At 68.6% G+C, this 17,485-nt stretch carries 17 protein-coding genes (1 of these 17 running past the window's edge); 8 read left to right on the forward strand and 9 right to left on the reverse strand.

Annotated elements, in window-relative coordinates; all coding sequences use genetic code 11:
- Positions 1 to 23: 23 nt before the first annotated feature.
- Positions 24 to 758: a prepilin-type N-terminal cleavage/methylation domain-containing protein gene (locus tag U5N23_RS07200; RefSeq protein WP_322592121.1), complete on the forward strand. Its 735-nt coding sequence runs from the start codon at positions 24 to 26 to the stop codon at positions 756 to 758.
- Positions 759 to 798: 40 nt separating this feature from the next.
- On the opposite strand, the gene U5N23_RS07205 is transcribed toward U5N23_RS07200, so the two are convergent.
- The gene (locus U5N23_RS07205; RefSeq protein WP_322592122.1) at positions 799 to 1,149 is read right to left on the reverse strand and encodes a hypothetical protein; all 351 of its coding nucleotides are present in this window, start codon (positions 1,147 to 1,149) and stop codon (positions 799 to 801) included.
- A gap of 238 nt (positions 1,150 to 1,387) precedes the next feature.
- Positions 1,388 to 2,824 (reverse strand): PLP-dependent aminotransferase family protein, encoded by a 1,437-nt coding sequence (locus U5N23_RS07210; RefSeq protein WP_322592123.1) that lies wholly within the window; start codon positions 2,822 to 2,824, stop codon positions 1,388 to 1,390.
- 118 nt (positions 2,825 to 2,942) lie between these two features.
- Between U5N23_RS07210 and U5N23_RS07215 the strand changes: the two genes are divergently transcribed.
- On the forward strand, positions 2,943 to 3,704 hold the full coding sequence (locus U5N23_RS07215) for a c-type cytochrome (protein WP_322592124.1): 762 nt from the start codon (positions 2,943 to 2,945) through the stop codon (positions 3,702 to 3,704).
- 10 nt (positions 3,705 to 3,714) lie between these two features.
- Positions 3,715 to 5,007 (forward strand): cytochrome c, encoded by a 1,293-nt coding sequence (locus U5N23_RS07220; protein WP_322592125.1) that lies wholly within the window; start codon positions 3,715 to 3,717, stop codon positions 5,005 to 5,007.
- A gap of 2 nt (positions 5,008 to 5,009) precedes the next feature.
- Here the strand turns inward: U5N23_RS07220 and U5N23_RS07225 are convergent, their stop codons facing one another.
- Positions 5,010 to 5,336 (reverse strand): EthD family reductase, encoded by a 327-nt coding sequence (locus tag U5N23_RS07225; RefSeq protein ID WP_322592126.1) that lies wholly within the window; start codon positions 5,334 to 5,336, stop codon positions 5,010 to 5,012.
- Between the two features lie 109 nt (positions 5,337 to 5,445).
- Complete coding sequence (locus tag U5N23_RS07230; RefSeq protein WP_322592127.1) at positions 5,446 to 7,305, reverse strand: ABC transporter ATP-binding protein; 1,860 nt, start codon at positions 7,303 to 7,305, stop codon at positions 5,446 to 5,448.
- Positions 7,306 to 7,512: 207 nt separating this feature from the next.
- On the opposite strand from U5N23_RS07230, the gene U5N23_RS07235 reads away from it, so the two are divergent.
- Complete coding sequence (locus U5N23_RS07235) at positions 7,513 to 8,787, forward strand: arsenic transporter (protein ID WP_322592128.1); 1,275 nt, start codon at positions 7,513 to 7,515, stop codon at positions 8,785 to 8,787.
- A 4-nt stretch (positions 8,788 to 8,791) separates the two neighbouring features.
- Here U5N23_RS07235 and U5N23_RS07240 read toward each other — a convergent pair whose 3' ends face one another.
- The 4 genes from U5N23_RS07240 to U5N23_RS07255 form a co-directional block, all read right to left on the reverse strand.
- Positions 8,792 to 9,262: a CopD family protein gene (locus U5N23_RS07240; protein WP_322592129.1), complete on the reverse strand. Its 471-nt coding sequence runs from the start codon at positions 9,260 to 9,262 to the stop codon at positions 8,792 to 8,794.
- A 99-nt stretch (positions 9,263 to 9,361) separates the two neighbouring features.
- Positions 9,362 to 9,889: a GrpB family protein gene (locus tag U5N23_RS07245; protein ID WP_322592130.1), complete on the reverse strand. Its 528-nt coding sequence runs from the start codon at positions 9,887 to 9,889 to the stop codon at positions 9,362 to 9,364.
- A gap of 21 nt (positions 9,890 to 9,910) precedes the next feature.
- On the reverse strand, positions 9,911 to 10,192 hold the full coding sequence (locus tag U5N23_RS07250; RefSeq protein WP_322592131.1) for a hypothetical protein: 282 nt from the start codon (positions 10,190 to 10,192) through the stop codon (positions 9,911 to 9,913).
- 193 nt (positions 10,193 to 10,385) lie between these two features.
- Positions 10,386 to 11,762, reverse strand: a complete 1,377-nt coding sequence (locus U5N23_RS07255) for a diguanylate cyclase domain-containing protein (RefSeq protein ID WP_322592132.1) — start codon at positions 11,760 to 11,762, stop codon at positions 10,386 to 10,388.
- 319 nt (positions 11,763 to 12,081) lie between these two features.
- Between U5N23_RS07255 and U5N23_RS07260 the strand changes: the two genes are divergently transcribed.
- Genes U5N23_RS07260 through U5N23_RS07270 form a run of 3 tightly spaced genes read left to right on the forward strand, consistent with a single transcriptional unit; the run spans position 12,082 to position 14,426 of the window.
- Positions 12,082 to 12,378 (forward strand): iron uptake protein, encoded by a 297-nt coding sequence (locus tag U5N23_RS07260; protein ID WP_322592133.1) that lies wholly within the window; start codon positions 12,082 to 12,084, stop codon positions 12,376 to 12,378.
- Positions 12,379 to 12,433: 55 nt separating this feature from the next.
- Positions 12,434 to 14,104 carry a PepSY-associated TM helix domain-containing protein gene (locus U5N23_RS07265; protein WP_322592134.1) on the forward strand — a complete coding sequence of 557 codons (1,671 nt, stop codon included), beginning with the start codon at positions 12,434 to 12,436 and terminating at the stop codon, positions 14,102 to 14,104.
- Positions 14,097 to 14,426, forward strand: coding sequence for a DUF3325 domain-containing protein (locus U5N23_RS07270; RefSeq protein WP_322592135.1), 330 nt, complete (start codon positions 14,097 to 14,099; stop codon positions 14,424 to 14,426). Before U5N23_RS07265 ends, U5N23_RS07270 begins: the two co-directional genes overlap by 8 nt.
- Positions 14,427 to 14,524: 98 nt before the next feature.
- On the opposite strand, the gene U5N23_RS07275 is transcribed toward U5N23_RS07270, so the two are convergent.
- Positions 14,525 to 15,511: a tripartite tricarboxylate transporter substrate binding protein BugE gene (locus tag U5N23_RS07275; RefSeq protein WP_322592136.1), complete on the reverse strand. Its 987-nt coding sequence runs from the start codon at positions 15,509 to 15,511 to the stop codon at positions 14,525 to 14,527.
- Positions 15,512 to 15,856: 345 nt separating this feature from the next.
- Between U5N23_RS07275 and U5N23_RS07280 the strand changes: the two genes are divergently transcribed.
- A protein-coding gene (locus U5N23_RS07280) for a sensor histidine kinase (RefSeq protein ID WP_322592137.1) crosses the window boundary here: on the forward strand, positions 15,857 to 17,485 show its 5' portion. 234 nt of this gene lie beyond the right edge of the window; 1,629 of the gene's 1,863 nt are visible here — the first part of the coding sequence; it begins with the start codon at positions 15,857 to 15,859; the stop codon falls past the right edge of the window.

Below are 17,485 nucleotides of genomic sequence, written 5' to 3' on the forward strand. Positions count from 1 at the left end.
TCACGCTTACCGAGTCGCCTACCATGACCTCACTTCACACTGCATCCAGTTGCCGCACCCGTGTGCGCCGCCAGCGTGGTTTCTCGCTCTTGGAGCTGAGCGTCGTTCTGGTCGTCATCGGCCTGTTGATCGGCGCCGTGGCCGTGGGCCGCGACCTGCAGCGCTCTGCTGCCAACCAACGCCTGTCCACGGACTTCATCCAGGGTTGGCAACTGGCTTACGAGGCGTATTTCAACGGCGTGGGTCGCCCGCCCGGTGACAACGCGCTGACACCCACAGGCCGGGTCAATGGTGCGGTGACGCCTGTCGGCACGCCTCTGTGCGGCGCTGACATGCTCAATGCCTTCCTGGCTGCGGGCATCCGTATCCCCACGGGGCGCACCGAAGGGCAGCAGGACCGCTACGTTTACCTGGATAGCAATGGCAACCCACAAGAGGTTCAGGTGTGCTTCAGCAGCCTGAACTGGTCGGAGCCGGCCGCTGCGGTCGGCACCTATGTGGCGATGCCGCGCAACCTGATGGAAATCCGCAACGTGACCTATTCGCTGGCCGGTGCGCTGGACCAGCAGATCGATGGCCGCAGTGATGCCCGTTTCGGCAGCCTGCGTGCTGCCGCACTGGCGGCTGACGTGACCGCGAACAACCCCGGTCAGATCTGGCCCATCGACGACCGCATGGCCTTTGGCACCGTGGCGGCGACATCGCTGGACGAATCCCAGGTGGCTGTGGTGAATGCGCTCTTCAAAATGACGCGCTGAAGCTACCCGGGAGTGGCATGAAGGATTCGCGGCGGGTGCCTCACACCCCCGCCAGCTGAAACCTCTGGTCAAAGTTCATCTTCCCCAGCACCTGCAGCGCAGCGGCCAGCAGATTGCCGTCCACCTTGCTGATGTCGAGGCTGTAGCGGCGCTCGGTGGAGACCACGTCCACGCTCTTGCTGCCCCATTGCACGGCGACCAGCGGGGCAGGGCGGGTGCCCATGCCGGCGCCGACGAACACGCCGCGCTGCTCGGGGCGCAGCATGAACTCCAGCCGGGGGGTGCGTTTGAGCGTCAGGCGGTCGGTGCCCTGGGGGCCGAACGCAAACGAGACGATCCAGTCGTCTTCGTCTTCCACGGTCAGGATCGGGACACGCTGGGGTGGTGGCATGGTGGGCGGTGTTGGATGCACGGAAGGCCCGGGTGGGGCCTGCGCAGCGCGCAGCCCGCAAGCCGGGCGGCGGTCAGTATGCCGTGCAATAGCCATGCCAGAAGAGGGGCGAACCCGAAGTTGGGTGTATCCAACGCCAGCGGGGATTTGTCAGCTAAATGCAAGAACTTGTCGTGCAGGTTTCTGATCGGGGGGCGCAGATGTGCTGCTGCATCGCACCAAAAAACGGCATGGACCCTCAACCCTGCGCCAATTGCGCTGCCAGCCGCCCCACCGTGGCCAGTGCTTCCTCGAACCGGTCCTGCGCCGGGTGCCCGTAGTTGATGCGCACACAGTGCGCAAAGCGCTGGTCGGCCGAGAAGATCTGGCCGGGCGCCAGGCTGATGCCCTGGGCCAGGGCCTGGCGGTGCAGGGTAAGGGCATTGACCGTCGGCGGCAGCTCCACCCACAGAAAGTACCCGCCCTCGGGCCGCGATACCCGCGTACCGGCCGGAAAATGCCGCGCAATGGCGGCCAGCGCACGCTCCTGCTGGCGGGCCAGGCTGCGCCGCAGCTGGCGCAGGTGCCGGTCGTAGCCGCCCTGGGCCAGGAACTCGGACAGGGCCTGCTGCGACGGTGTGGCTGCCGCCAGCGTGGTCATGAGTTTCAGGCGCTGCACGGCGGTGGCAAAGCGGCCCGCCGCCACCCAGCCCACGCGGTAGCCGGGCGCCAGGCATTTGCTGAACGAGCTGCAGTGCATCACCAGGCCTTCGGTGTCGAAGGCCTTGGCCGGGGGCGGGCGCTCGGGGCCAAAGTGCAGTTCGCCATACACGTCGTCCTCGATCAGCGGCACCTGGTGGCGCGCGAGCAGGGCCACCAGGGCGCGCTTGCTCTCCTGGGGCATCAGGCTGCCCAGCGGGTTCTGAAAACTCGGCATCAGCCAGCAGGCCTTGACCGGGTGGCGCGCCAGGGCCTGGGCCAGCGCAGCCAGGTCGATGCCCTCGCGCGGGTGGGTCGCCACCTCCACGGCTTTCAGGTTCAGCCGCTCCAGCGCCTGCAGTGCGGCGTAGAAGGTGGGCGATTCGACCACCACAATGTCGCCCGGCCGGGTCACGGCCTCCAGGCACAGGTTGAGCGCCTCCATGGCGCCGTTGGTGATGATGAGCTCGCTCGTGTCTACCGCCGTGCCGTGCAGGCCGTAGCGCAATGCGATCTGCTGGCGCAGGCGCTCGTCGCCGGGCGGCAGGCTTTGCACGATGCTCCAGGGGTCAAGCTTGCGCATGCCGCCCGACAGGCAGCGCGCCAGCCGCTCGAACGGGAACAGCTCCAGCCCCGGAAAGGCCGAACCCAGTGGCACCAGGCCGCGGTCGCGCGCCGAGCCCAGCACCTCGAACACCAGGTCGCTGATGGCCACGCCGGTCGAGCCCGCCGCCGGTTGCGAGGGCAGGGGCTCGGCCGGAGCCGTCGTCTGCCCGGCTTCCGTGGGCAGGTGCGTGCTGACGTAGTAGCCCGAGCGCGGGCGCGCATGGATCAGGCCCTGCGCCTCCAGCAGGTAGTACGCCTCGAATACCGTGGAGGGGCTGATGCCCCGGGTGCGGCTGGCCTCGCGCACCGACGGCACGCGGTCGCCCGGGCGCAGCGCACCGCTGTGGATGAGCTGGGCGATGGCATCGGCGTGGCGCTCGTAGCGTTTCATACAGGGGATGTTTTGATCTGGTCCAAACTGATCCGTATTTTTAACCCGAAACTGAATCTGTACTGTTTTTGAGGTCGGGCGTAAAGTCCTTTGCAATCCCAAAAGAAGCAGCCTCCCCATGATCGATCGTTTGCGCAGCCTGCTGCGTCCCCTTGTTGTCCCGCTGTGGATGGCCGCCAGCCTGGGCTGTGCGGTGGCGCAACCGGCGACCCCAGCAGTCCCTGTGGCCGCCACTCCCGTGGCCAGCGGCATGGCGCCGCGCGTGCTGGCCTGCGTCACCTGCCACGGCAAGGAAGGCCGCGCCACGCCGGAGGGCTACTTTCCGCGCATCGCGGGCAAGCCGGCCGGCTACCTGGCCAACCAGCTCCTCAACTTCCGCGACGGGCGGCGCAGCTACCCGCAGATGACCAGCCTCATCGAGCACCTGACCGACGACTACCTGCGCGAGATGGCGGCGCACTTCGCTGCGCTCGAGGTGCCCTATGCCCCACCGCCCGCACCCCAGGCGCCACCCGCTGCGCTGGAAAAAGGCCGCCTGCTGGTGCAGCAGGGCGATGCGGCGCGCGGCATTCCGGCCTGCGTGCAGTGCCATGGCCAGGCCATGACGGGGGTGAACCCCTTCATCCCCGGCCTCTTGGGCCTGCCGCGCGACTACCTCAACAGCCAGCTCGGCGCCTGGAAGACCGGCCAGCGCCGCGCCCATGCGCCCGACTGCATGGCCGACATCGCGCGCCAGCTCACGCCCGACGACGTGAGCGCCGTATCCGCCTGGCTGGCCGCCCAGCCCGTGCCGGGCGGTGGCAAGCCAGCGGCCCGCCTGGCCCAGCCCCTGCCCGTGCGCTGCGGCGGGGTGGATGGCGTGCCCGTGGCCGCAGGCTGAGGGGGATGCCATGAAAACACGCACCCTCCTGCGCTCCATTTCCTTCACCCTGGCTGCGCTGGGCATTGCCGCAGCCGCCGTGATCACCCTGAACCTGCGCGGCGAGGAGCCGCTTCCTTCCACCCCGGAGGCCTTTGCCTCCAGCCCCGAGCGGGTGGCGCGCGGCGAATACCTGGCGCGCGTGGGCAACTGCATGGCCTGCCATACCAGCCAGGGCGGTGCGCCGTTCGCGGGTGGGCGCGGCATCGAGACACCGTTTGGCGTGGTGCACAGTTCCAACCTCACGCCCGACAAGGCCAGCGGCATCGGCCAGTGGTCGTCCGCCGAGTTCTGGCGCGCCATGCACCATGGCCGCTCGCGCGACGGGCGCCTGCTGTACCCGGCGTTCCCGTACCCCAACTACACCCAGGTCACGCGCGAGGATTCGGACGCCATCTACGCCTACCTGCAGAGCCAGCCCGCCGTGGACCAGGCCAACCGGCCGCATGCGCTGCGCTTTCCGTACAGCACGCAGGCCGCGCTGGCCGTCTGGCGGGCGCTGTTCTTTGCGCCGGGCGCGGCGGTGGCCGCACCCATGCTGACGGCCGAGTACAACCGCGGCGCCTACCTGGTCAACGGCCTGGGCCACTGCACGGCCTGCCACACGCCGCGCAACGCCCTGGGCGCCACGACGGAAGCCCTGGCCTTCAACGGCGGCTTGATCCCGGTGCAGAACTGGTATGCCCCGGCGCTCAATGCCGCGGCCGAGGCGGGCGTGAAGGAGTGGCCGGTACAGGACGTGGTGGCCCTGCTCAAGACCGGCGTCGCACCCCACGGCTCGGTGATGGGCCCCATGGCCGAGGTGGTGTTTCGCAGCACCCAGTATCTGACCGATGCCGATGCGCGCGCCATGGCGGTGTATCTGCAGGACCTGCCGCAGCACACCGTGTCGCCACCGCCCGCTGCGCCACCCGCCGCATCGGCCATGGCGCGCGGCGCCAAGGTCTACGAGCAGCAGTGTGCGCAATGCCATGGCGACCAGGGCCAGGGGCAGGGCGGGCCCGGCGCCTTCCCCGCGCTGGCCGGCAACCGCGCCGTGGTGCTGGCCGACACCACCAACCTGGTGCGCGTGGTGCTGCAGGGCGGCTACCTGCCGGCCACGGCCGGCAACCCGCGCCCCCATGGCATGCCGCCGTTTCGCCATGTGCTGACAGATGAGGATGTGGCCGCCGTCGCCACCTTCGTGCGCAACAGCTGGGGCAACCAGGCTGCGGCGGTGGGCACCATCGAGGTCTACCGTGCCAAGGAGCGGCGCGGCATGTAGGCTCAGGCGCCCAAGGGGTGCGCCTTCATCAGCGCCATGTACGACTCCGGCTTGATGTCGGTGTAGTTGGGCACGTCGGCCGTGAGCACCGGCGCGGTCTGCTGCGCCGCCGCCTGGGCCTGTTCCACCGTCTCGAAGAAGGCATTGGTCAGTGCCACCACCTGCCCGGGGCGCGGCGGGCCGGGGTACATCACGCGGTCGCTCTCCAGCCGCACCAGGCCCAGCGGGCCGAGCGCCTCGCGCGCGATGCGCATGTGCTCGCCGTGGTAGTAGTCGTGGTCGAAGCGGGCGCCTTCGTGCCAGCGGTACAGGGCCGTAATCTTGATCATGCAGGGATCTCCACAAAGAATGGGCTGCCGGAGTGGCCGCCGTGCCGTGCACGTTAGGGGGCACCTTGGCGGTGAGCAGCCGCCTGCGCGACACGCATGCCCGCGCCTGTCACCCAGGCATCAGTGCGCTGGATTCCTCTTCGTCGGTCTCGCCGAGGAAGCCACCGCTCTGGTGCCCCCACAGCCGCGCATACACGCCGCCCTGCGCCAGCAGCTGCGCATGCGTGCCTTCCTCGATGATGCGCCCGGCATCCAGCACGATCAGCCGGTCCATGGCCGCGATGGTGGACAGGCGGTGGGCAATCGCGATCACCGTCTTGCCCTGCATCAGGCCGTCCAGGCTCTGTTGGATCGCCGCCTCCACCTCGGAGTCGAGGGCGCTGGTGGCCTCGTCGAGCAGCAGGATGGGCGCGTCCTTGAGCATCACGCGCGCGATCGCCACGCGCTGGCGCTGCCCGCCCGAGAGCTTGACGCCGCGCTCGCCCACATGCGCCTCGTAGCCCGTGCGGCCCTGCAGGTCGCTCAGCGTGGCGATGAATTCAGAGGCCTCGGCGCGCTGGGCGGCGGCCTGCAGGTCCTCTTCGCTGGCGTCGGGGCGGCCGTAGAGGATGTTGTCGCGCATGGAGCGGTGCAGCAGCGAGGTGTCCTGCGTCACCATGCCGATGGAGCGGCGCAGGCTGTCCTGCGTGACCTGGCTGATGTCCTGCCCGTCGATCAGCACCCGGCCCGAGCGCACATCGTGAAAGCGCAGCAGCAGGTTCACCAGCGTGGACTTGCCGGCACCGGAGCGGCCGATCAGCCCGATCTTCTCGCCGGGGCGGATGGTCAGGTTCAGTTGGTCGATCACCGGCCGGCCATTGCCATAGGCAAAGGTCGCATCCTCGAACTTCACTTCGCCCTGCGTCACCTGCAGCGGCTTGGCATCGGGCGCATCCACCACGGCGCGCGGGCGCGTCAGGGTGTTGATGCCGTCCTGGATGGTGCCCACGCTCTCGAACAGCGTGGTCATCTCCCACATCACCCAGTGGGCGTGGCCCGATACGCGCAGCGTCATCGCCGTCACGGCGGCCACGGCGCCGGCGCCCACCTGGCCCAACGACCACAGCCACAGCGCCGTGCCGCAGGCGCCCAGGATCATGCCCACCACCAGGATGTGGTTGACGATCTCGAACTGGCTCACCAGGCGCATCTGCGCATAGCCGGTGAGCTTGAAGGCGTCCATCGCGGCGCGCGCGAACTCCGACTCGCGCCGCGTGTGCGAGAACAGCTTGACGGTGGCGATGTTGGTGTAGGCGTCGGTGATGCGCCCTGTCATGGCCGAGCGCGCATCCGCCTGGGCCTTGCCCACCTTGCCCAGGCGCGGCACGAAGTACCAGCAGGCCAGGCCGTAGGCCACCATCCAGAGTACGAAGGGCATCAACAGCCGGGCGTCGAACCCCGCCAGCAACGCCAGGATGGTCACCAGGTACACGCCCATGCCCACCACCACATCGGTGGTGGTGAAGATCATGTCGCGCACCGCCAGCGCGGTCTGCATGATCTTGGTGGTGATGCGGCCCGCGAACTCGTCGGCATAGAAGGCCATGCTCTGGCCGAGCATCAGCCGGTGGAAATTCCAGCGCAGGCGCAGCGGAAAGTTGATAGCCAGCACCTGGTGCTTGACGCTGGTCTGCAGCGCCACCAGGGCCACCGAGCCGAGCAGCAACACGGTGATGCCGATGAGCTCCGTGCGGCGCTCGGCCCACAGGGCCGCGGGAGAGACGCTGGAGAGCCAGTCCACCACATGGCCGAGCACGGCGAACAGCAGGGCTTCGTAGACCGCGATCGCTGCCGACAGCCCGGCCATGGCCACCACGTAGCCGCGCAGGCCGCGCGTGCCGTCCCATACGAAGGCCATGAAGGCCTTGGGTGGCAGGTGGGGTTCTTCGACGGGGTAGGGCGCTACGCGCTTCTCAAAAAATCCAAACAATCTGGTGACTCCTTGGAGCGCGCCCTTGGCACGCCCTTTTGACCACATGGTAAGGGGGCTTGTGACCCGCCGCACAGGCAGGGGCATTGCGGCGCACGCGGTGCCTGCGCACTGCATAGAATCCGTCCCCATGCACCCTTGTCCTGCCACTGCCGCGTTCCTTTGCCCCCTCCTGGTCTGCGCAGGCTGGCGACGGGGTGTCCCCGGATGATGGCCGCCGCGCCCTGGTCCTGGGCCATCATCGGCGTGGCCACCGCGGCCGTCATCGTGCGGCCCTGGCGCCTGCCCGAGGCGGTGTGGGCCGTGGCCGGCGCGGTGCTGCTGCTGGCCTGCGGCCTGCTCACCCCAGCGCAGGCCTGGGCGGGCGTGCTGCGCGGGCATGATGTGTACCTGTTCCTGGCCGGCATGATGCTGTTGTCGGAACTGGCCCGGCGCGAGGGCGTTTTCGACTGGCTGGCCACCCTGGCGGCGCGGCAGGCCAGGGGCTCGGGCCTGCGCCTGTTCGTGTGGGTGTATGCGGTGGGTACCTTGGTCACGGTGTTTCTGTCCAACGATGCCACGGCCGTGGTGCTGACCCCGGCCGTGTTTGCCGTGGCGCGTGCCGTGGGGGCCTCGCCCTTGCCCTACCTGTTCATCTGCGCCTTCATCGCCAATGCGGCGAGCTTCGTGCTGCCTATCTCCAACCCGGCCAACCTGGTGGTCTGGGGCAGCGGCATGCCCTCGCTCGCACACTGGCTGGCGCTGTTTGCGCTGCCTTCGCTGGCCTCCATCGCCGTGACCTATGTGGCACTGCGCTGGGTTTTGAGAAGCAGCATCCCCGAGACCATTGCCAGCACGGTGCCCGAGCATCCCCTGGGCCTGGGCGGGCGCGTGGCAGCCGGTGGTCTGGCCATCTCGGTGCTGGTGTTGGTGGCCTGCGCCTGGCTGCGCATCCCGCTGGGCTGGCCTACGCTGGGCGCGGCGCTGGGCACGCTGGCGCTGCTGGGCTTTGCCTGCGGGCGCGCGCCCTGGCAGGCGCTGCGCTCCGTCTCGTGGGACGTGCTGCCCCTGGTGGCGGGGCTGTTCGTCTTCGTGCAGGCGCTGGAGCTCACGGGCGTGGTGGGCCTCATGGCGGGCGCCTTGCGCAACGCCGCGGCTGCCTGGCCGCAGGGCGCGGGCACGCTGCTCGGCGCCCTGCTGGGCGTGGCGACCAACCTGGTCAACAACCTGCCTGCGGGCCTGCTGGCCGGGGCCTCGCTCGACGCGGCGTCCGCACCAAGCACCGTGCGCGCGGCCGCGCTGATCGGCATCGACCTGGGGCCGAACCTCTCGGTCACGGGCTCGCTGGCCACCATCCTGTGGCTGGCCGCGCTGCGGCGCGAGGGCCTGCACGTGGGGGCCTGGCAGTTCCTCAAGCTCGGTCTGGTGGTGATGCCACCCGCGCTGCTATCGGCCCTGCTGGTGTTGCAGGCCGCGCACTCGATGCACCTGCTGGTGCCTTGATCGGTCAGGTCAGCAGGAACACCACGGCCACCGTGATCACGCCCAGCGCCAGGTTCACGCCCACCAGGGTGCGGATGGACGCCAGCGCCTTGCCGCCCGCTGGCCAGTCCGCAGCCGCCACGGCGACCTTGAGCCGTTTGAACAGCGCAAAGCGGATGTGGCCATAGATCGCCATCATCACCAGGCCGATGGTGGCCATGATGGTCCACGACAGCGGCATGGCAAAGCGCCCGCCCGTCTGCGCAGCCATGCGCGCGACATTGCCGATCATCCACAGGCCCGAACCCAGCACCAGCACCACGGCCACCGACACGGCGGCAAAGAAGCGCTGCAGCACGTCGTGCATCAGCTTCACGCGCTGCGGTGGCTCCAGCGACAGCGTGGCCGGGCGCAGGAAGAAGTGGGCGAAGACCATGCCGCCGATCCAGACGATGAGCGACAGGACGTGGACGAATTTGAGCGCGGCGTAGAGCATGGCAGGCGGGCAGGGCGTGGGGCCCTGAGAATGGTTGTAGTGGCCCGATTGTGCGGGCACCGGCGCCGGCCTGCCCGGAGGCCGTGCATGCCAAGGGGATTACATCCTCGCCAGTACCTGCGCGATGAACGGCCCCTTGGCCTCCGTGTAGCCCTCGCGGTCATGCCGGTACTGCAGCGCCAACTGGCGCTTGAGCGCGGCGTAGCGCGCGGTCAGTTCGGTGCTGCCCCGCAGCGCATCGCGAAACGCCAGGCGCTGCCGCCACAGTGCGCTGCCCAGGGGCACCAGGTGCAGGTGGTGGGTGCGGTGCGCGGGGCTGGGTTTGCAGAACCAGTGCAGTTGCTCCGGCTTGTAGGGGTGGTACAGGTAGTTGAGCGCGCTGGCCGCGGCAATGGCGTCGGTCGACTGTGCCAGCGAGCGCACCGGCGCCATGATGTCGACGATGGGTTTGGCGGGCAGGCCCGGTACGGCGGTGCTGCCGATGTGCTCCACCGGCCCGGCCAGCCAGGGCGCCAGCGCTGTCTCCAAAAGGCTGCGCTCGGTGTCGAACAGGGCGGGCCAGGCAGGGTTGTACTCCACCACCTCGATCGGTGCGTCGTCTGTGTTCGAGGCTGCGGGTGTGTTCATGGTTTTGCCGGTCAGGGGAGATCACTTGCGCCGCAGCCGCCGGGCCGCCCTGGGCACCAGCAGGGCCAGCGCCAGCAGCGCGCACCATACCGCCACATAGCACCAGCTTGCGGGCCCTGAGTGGCCCATGGATTCCCAGTCGGTCGCCGCCTCCACCCACGACCACCAGGGAAACAGCAGCAGCGTGAGCACCGGCCCTGCAGGCAGCACCCAGGCCAGCGTGATCAGCCCACGCAATAGCAGCCTGTAGCGAGGCTGCCGGGACGCGCCATCGTGGCCGGGTGGTCGGGGCTGGGGCTGCATACCCGCATTCTGGCCCATTCGTATCAGTTATCCATAGCGCTGCGCGCCACCCGCGACGCATGAAACTGGCGCGGCCAAGGCCAGTGCCCCCGCGCAAGGGCCGCCCCGCCGCGCTGGGGGCGTCCCCCTCCCAGATTGCGAAGCAATATGAGAGAGGGGTGAAGGCGCGAAGCGACTCAGGGGGTGTTTCACTTCAGGCGATGGCTGGAGGCGACTGGGGAGGCGGTGCGGTATGGACCTGGTTGCCGCCGTTCTTCTTGGAGACATACATGGCCTCGTCCGCATGCACCAGCAGGTGGTGCTCCTCGCGGCCATGGTCGGGGTAGATGGCCACGCCGATGCTGGGCTGTATATGGGCGGGTCGGCCTTCCAGGTCGAAAGGGGGGCCAAAGGCTGCCAGGACCTTCTCGGCCATGGCATGGGCGTGCTCGCGCGCATGGCCCCCTTCGAGCAGCACCACGAACTCGTCGCCGCCGATGCGCGCCACCGTGTCCGAGCCGCGCACGCATTCGAGCAGGCGCTGGGCCACGCGTTGCAGCAGCAGGTCGCCCATGGCGTGGCCCAGGGTGTCGTTCACCTCCTTGAAGCGGTCCAGGTCGATGAACATCAGCGACAGCAGGCTCTGGTCGCGCCGCGCGCGGGCCAGGGCGGTCTTGAGCCGGTCCAGGAACAGCTGGCGGTTGGGCAGGTGCGTGAGCTGGTCGTACTGCGCCATGTGGGCCAGGCGCTCGTGCATCTGCTTGCGCTCGATGGCGGCCGCGACCTGGGTGGAGACGAACTGCAGCAGCTCCTTGTCCTTCTCGGTATAGGGCGCGTGCTCGGTATAGCCCTGCAGCACCAGGGCACCGATGGCGCCGTTGTGCGTGTGCAGCGGCGCACCCAGCCAGTACAGCGGCGCACCTTCGCCATCGGCTGGCTTCAGGTGCGCGGGCAGGGTGGCGCGGGTGTCGGGCGTGAGCAGCAGTGACTGGCCGCTGCGGATGACCTCGGCGCACAGGGCGTCGCCCGCCAGGGCCAGGGTGCCCGGGGCAGGGTAGCGCTCGTTGACGTGGTAGGGGTAGCTCAGCACGTCCTGGCCCGCGTCGTACAGCACCACCGAGAAGTTCACGGCCGCCAGCAGCTGCCCGATGACCTGATGGACATGCCCGAACAGCGCGATCAGGTCCTTGGCCGTGTGGGCCGCCTCCGAGATGGCATAGATGGCCGCGTGCATCACCTCGATGTTCTTGCGCTCGGTGATGTCGTGGGCCACGGCCAGGCGCACCTGCCGCTCCTCGATCCAGCGCGCTGTCCAGCGGATGTGCGCGATGCGGCCATCCTTGCGCACATAGCGGTTCTCGAAGTGCAGCTGCAGTTGCCCTTGCATGATCGACCGGGCTTGGTCCGCAGTGATGCCCCGGTCTTCGGGGTGCACCAGGTCCAGCATGCGCAGGCCCACGGCTTCCTCGGGGCGGTAGCCAAAGATGCGCTCGAACGCAGGGCTCACGAAAATGATGCGGCTATCCGCATCCACGATACAAACCGCGTCGAGCAGCAGATCGACAACGTTCAGGGAAGAAATGCTTTGCATGGGCAGGGCAGCCATTGGGGTCAATGCGTTCAAAAAAGCACTTTGCGGCCATTGTGCAGTGGCACCAAGGCATATGTGACAAGTTGTTCGTTGCGTGCTACTCTATTGATAGCTGAAACCGATTGAGCAGCGGGTCGAAGAATGGCATTTCGTACTTTGTACGCTGGTGTCTCTTGCGTGTCCCTTTCTTGCCAACGCCGATCCTCGATGGGTCTTGTGCCGGTGCGCACTACTCCCCACGGCCTCAGGGGTTACCCGTGGTTGCATTGCATAATCACGAATCACTCGCATTTGTTCCTTTTTTCACCAGGATTGCCCGATGGCCGCCAGCACCGCTTCCCGTCTGCACATCGTCTCGCGCATCGCCGCGGGCACGCTGGGCAGCTATGCGTTCACCTGGGGTTTCATCGCGCTGGGCATAGGCCTGCTGTTTGCCGCGGGCATGCCGTTCCACGACGCCGAGGCGCTGGGCTACATCCTGGGTTTCATCGTGCTGCTGGTGGCTTTTCTCTGGGCCTTTTGCGCTGCCAGCCTGGGGCGCGTCTGGCTGGTGCTGGCCGGTGGTGGCGCCCTGATGGCAGGGGCCGCGTCCCTGGTCCAGAAAGCCCTGCTCTGATCCTTTTTTGCGGTGCGGCTTCGAAAAGAGGGATCGCGCACCAGGAGATTTTCCGATGTTCCAAAATTTCCGGCTGAGCATGGCCTGGCTGCACACCTGGTTCGGCCTGGTGCTGGGCTTCGTGCTCATGGTGGTGTTCTTCTTCGGCTCGCTGTCGGTGTTCGACCGCGAGATCGACCGCTGGGCCATCCCCGGCACGCGCTTCGAGCCGCAGCCCATGCCCTCGTTCGACAAGATCCTGCTGCCGGTGTTCCAGGACATGAAGCCCACGCCCGAGGCCATTGAGCAGGCGCGCAGCCGCGTCAACGGCCCGATGGCCGAGACCTTCCCGGTGCAGCGCTGGGGCGCCTACACGACCCACCGCGACCCGGTGCTGGGCATCTTCTCGGGCCATGAACTGCCCAATGCCAAGAACAAGGACGACAGCGTCTTCGGCACCCGCACGATCGACCCGCGCACGGGCGCGGCGCTGCCCGACGACCACCTCAAGATCGGCAGCCAGTTCTTCTACCCGCTGCACTACAGCCTGCACCTGGAGTGGAAGAACCTGGGCTACTGGATCGTCGGCTTTGCCGCCCTGGTGATGATGGTGGCACTGGTCAGCGGCGTGGTCATGCACCGCAAGATCTTCCGCGAGCTGTTCACCTTCCGCCCGAAGAAGCACACCCAGCGCAGCGCGCTCGATCTGCACAACCTCACGGGTGTGGTGGCGCTGCCGTTCCACTTCATCTTTGCGCTGTCGGGGCTGGTGATCTTCGGCGGCATCTACTTTCCCGTCACGCACACCCAGCTCGAACCCCTGCACGAACTGCATGAAAAGCACGAAGCTGCGGAGACCGGCCTGCCGCACGAGAAGGCTGGCGTGCCCGCTACGCTGGCCTCGGTGGACGCCATGGTGGCCGAGGCCCAGCGCCGCTGGGCCGCCAAGGGCATGGCCGGCGACGTGGGATTTCTCTCCGTGCAGCATGTGGGCGATGCGAATGCCTATGTCAGCGTCTACCGCGCCGGCACCGACCGCGTGACGCTCACCGGCGAGGGCATCCACTTCAAGGGCTCCACCGGCGAGCTGATCCGCGAAGACCCGCCTGTGACGGTGGTGGCCGGCATCAACAACTTCCTCACCGGCCTGCACCTGCAGCACTTTCGCCACTGGCTGCTGCGCTGGCTCTACGTGCTGGGCGGCCTGTCGGGCTGCGTGTGCATTGCCACGGGCTTCCTCTTCTATGTGGAAAAGCGCAAGCGCCAGCACGCGAAACAGGCCGTGAGCGGCGCGCGCTGGGTGGACGCCTTCGCGGTGACCACCGTCACCGGCATGCTGATCGCCACCTTCTCCATGCTGATCGGCAACCGCTTGCTGCCCACCGACCTGCCCGCGCGCGGCACTATGGAGCAGTACATCTTCTGGGGCGCCTGGGTGCTGGCCTGCGCGCACGCCATCTGGCGCACCGCGCCGATGGGCGAGGGGCGCATGTCCCCGGCCTGGGCAGAGCAATGCTGGGCCGCAGCCGCACTGGCCGTGGCGGCCGTGCTGCTCAACTGGGTGAGCACGGGCGACCACCTGCTGCGCACCATCGGCAACGGCTACTGGCCCGTGGCCGGGGTGGACCTGGCACTGCTGGCTGCTGCGGCGCTGGCGGTGGTCGCGGCCCGCCGGCTGCGGCGCCGCGAGATGGGCGCCACGGTTCCGGCCGCAGCGGGCCACTCGCCGGAGGTCGCCAATGCCTGATTCGCTGCTCTATGCGGTGGCCCTCGTGGCCAACCTGACCGGTCTTGCCTGGCTGGCCTTGTCGATGGACGTGCACTGGGAGCAGGTGCGCGGCCCCGTGCCGCCAGCCCGTGGCACGGTGGTGCTGCTGCGCTGGCTGGGTGGCGCCGTGGTGGCCGCCTCGCTGGCGGTGTGCCTGTCGGTGGACCATGGCTCCATGGCCTCGCTGGTCTGGTTCATGGTGCTGGCCGGCTCGGCGCTGACCGTTGCCTTCACCCTGGCCTGGAAGCCGCGCCTGCTGGCGCCACTGGTGGCCTGGGTGCCGGCGACAGCGCCCCGCTGAGATGACAGACCCACCCTGCGCCTGGACGGCGCGGGTGGGTTCACCCCCAAAAGGCTGGCGAACAGGCGGGGCCGTGGGCTACCCTGCCGGCCGTTCGATCACTCCAGCTTGAGCTTCTGCTTGGCGACCACGCCTTTATACAGCTCGAACTCGGCCTTGGTCTGGGCCGCGAATTCCTGCGGGGTGTTGCCCACCACCAGCGAGCCGGTGTCCTCGATGCGCTTTTTCACCGCCGGGTCTTCCAGCGTCTTCTTCACGGCTTGCGAGATGCGTTCCACCACGGCAGGCGACAGGCCCTTGGGGCCGTGGATGCCGTAGAAGGCCATGCGGTTCACGGGCTCGAAGCCCACTTCCTTGAACGTCGGCACGTCGGGCAGCGAGGCCAGGCGCTGCGGGGCGGCCACGGCAATCGCGATCAGGCGCTTGTCCTTGATGAAGGGCAGGGCGGAGGGCAGGTTGTCGAAGATCATCGGCACCTGGCCCGACACCGCGTCATTGAGTGCCGGGCCAGCGCCCTTGTAGGCAATGTGCTCCAGTTCCAGCCCGGACAAGGACTTGAACAGCTCCATCTGGAGATGGCCGATGCCACCCGTTCCCGAGCTGGCAAACGCGTACTTGCCGGGCTTGGCCTTCACTTCGGCCATGAAGGCCTTGAAGTCCTTGCCCACGAAACTGGGGTGGACGGCCAGTACATTGGGCGTGGCCGCCATGTTGATGATGGCGGTGAAGTCTGTCAGCGGGTTGTACTTGGCTGCAGGGTTGATGGCCGGGGCCGACGCCACGGTGGACACCGTGGCCACGCCCAGGGTGTAGCCGTCGGCTGGCGCCCGGGCAATCTCGGTGGCTCCCACCACCCCGCCGGCGCCGGCCTTGTTGTCCACCACCACGGGCTGGCCGAGCGCGGCGCCCATGGACTGGCTGACCACCCGGGCCACGATGTCGGTGGTGCCTCCCGGCGCAAACGGCACAATCAGCCGCACGGGCTTGCTCGGGTAGTCGTCGGCCAGTGCGGGGGCTGCGCCAGCCAGCATGCCGGTGGCAAGGGCCAGGGCGCTGCAAAGCTTGAGGGATGTTGGTGTCGTCATGCTGTTGTCTCCAGATCGGTGTGTGAAAAGCCGGGTTGCGTCTGCCGCAACACCCGCACCCGGCTTTTGCAGCTTGCATGCCAGGCACGGATCGACATGGCCTGTCACCGTGCCAGGCCGCATGGGGATTGGATTCGCGCCCATTGGCACGCCCCGGCGGCGGTCACCGAATTCAGAAAAATCGGCGGTTTTCCTCACGCCAACGCGTGCTTTGTGCGGATTTCCAGACAGCGGGCCTTGTCAACCGGGTATCGCCCCGGCTGCCACAGCGCTGCATGCCTCGCACAATGCGACCCTGGCGTCCCCTGTGGCCGCGCGCTGTTGCCCCCTATCTCCCACTTTCGCTTGAAACCCACCCGTTCGCTCCTGAGCTCCGGCATCGCGCTGCTGGCCTGCGTGTTCGTGGGCGCGCTGGCCTACCGCTGGTCGCTCGACGCGCAACTGGCCGGGCAGCAGCGCGCCGCCACGCAGCGGCTGGCGTTTGCTGCGCAAAGCCTGGAGTCGCTGCTGCAGCGCAACGAGGCGCTGCCCGCGCTGCTGGCGCTGCACAGCCGCACCAACCTGGCCTTGCAGCGCCCCGATTCGCAGAACCTGCAGGCTGCCAACGCCTATCTGGCGTCGGCCGTGGCGCTGGCCGACGTGGACACGGCCTATGTGATGAACACCGAGGGTCTCACCCTGGCGGCCAGCAACTGGAACCTGCCGAGCAGCTTCGTTGGCCAGAACTACCGCTTTCGCCCGTATTTCGAGGCGGCCATGCAGGGGCGCACCGGGCGCTTTTTCGGTGTGGGCGTGACCACGGGCAAGGCGGGTTACTTCATGGCGTCCGCCCTGCCGCCCGAGGCGCCCGCGCCCGGCGTGGTGGCGGTCAAGATCTCGCTCGACGCCTTCGAGGCGGCGCTCGCCGATGGCGGCGACACCGTGCTGCTGGCGGACGGGGAGGGCGTGGTCTTCGTGAGCACCGAGCCCGCCTGGCGCTACCGCACGCTGGCCCCGCTGCCGGCCGAGGTGCGCAGCCGCCTGCAGGGCGTGCAGCAGTACGGCAACCATCCGCTGACGCCCTTGCATGCGGATGGATTCCGCCCTGCCGATGGTGACACCCTGCGCCTGCAACACGCGGGCCAGCAGCGCGACTTCAGCGTGGCGGCGCGCAGCGTGGGCCCGCTGGGCTGGCAGATGCTGCTGCTGGCCGACCAGCGCCCGGCCCGGCAGGAGGCCCTGGTCGCCGGCCTGGCGGGCGGCCTGTGCGCCGCGCTGGTGCTGGGCCTGGCATTGCTGCGCCGGCTCGACCGGCAAGGCCGGGCCGAGCGCGCCGCCAGCGCCGAGCGCCTGCGCGAGGCGCATGGCATGCTGGAGGTGCAGATCGCCCAGCGCACGCGCGAGATCACGGCCGCCAATGCCGCGCTGGAAGACCGCGTGCGCGACCTGCAGCAGGCCGAGCAGATCGTGCGCGGCACGCGCGACACGGCGGTGCAGGCCGGCAAGCTCGCCGTGCTCGGCCAGATGGCCGCCGGCATGAGCCATGAACTGAACCAGCCCCTGGCCGCCCTGCAGACCCTGTCGGACAACGCCATCGCCCTGCACCAGCGCCAGCGCGGGGAGGACGTGGCCGAGAACCTGCGCCTCATCAGCCAGCTGGCCGGGCGCATGGGCCGCATCGTGCGCCAGCTCAAGAGCTTTGTGCGCAAGGAGCCGCCGGCCCTCGGCCCGTGCAGTGTGCGCGAGGCGCTGGACCATGCCCTGCTGCTGCTGGCCCCGCGCTGCCAGGCGGTGGATGCGCAGATCGCCGTGGCTGGCTTCGACGAGGCGCTGTGCGTGCTGGCCGATGCCACACGGCTGGAACAGGTGCTGGTGAACCTGCTGCGCAACGGGCTCGACGCCGTGCAGCACCAGGCGGTGCGCGAGGTGCGCTTCGCCGTGCAGGCGCAGGCCGACGGCCGCGTGCTGCTGCGCGTGGCCGATACCGGGCTCGGC

Source organism: Acidovorax sp., from assembly GCF_034519795.1.
In the GTDB taxonomy this organism is placed as follows: Bacteria; Pseudomonadota; Gammaproteobacteria; order Burkholderiales; family Burkholderiaceae_C; genus Acidovorax.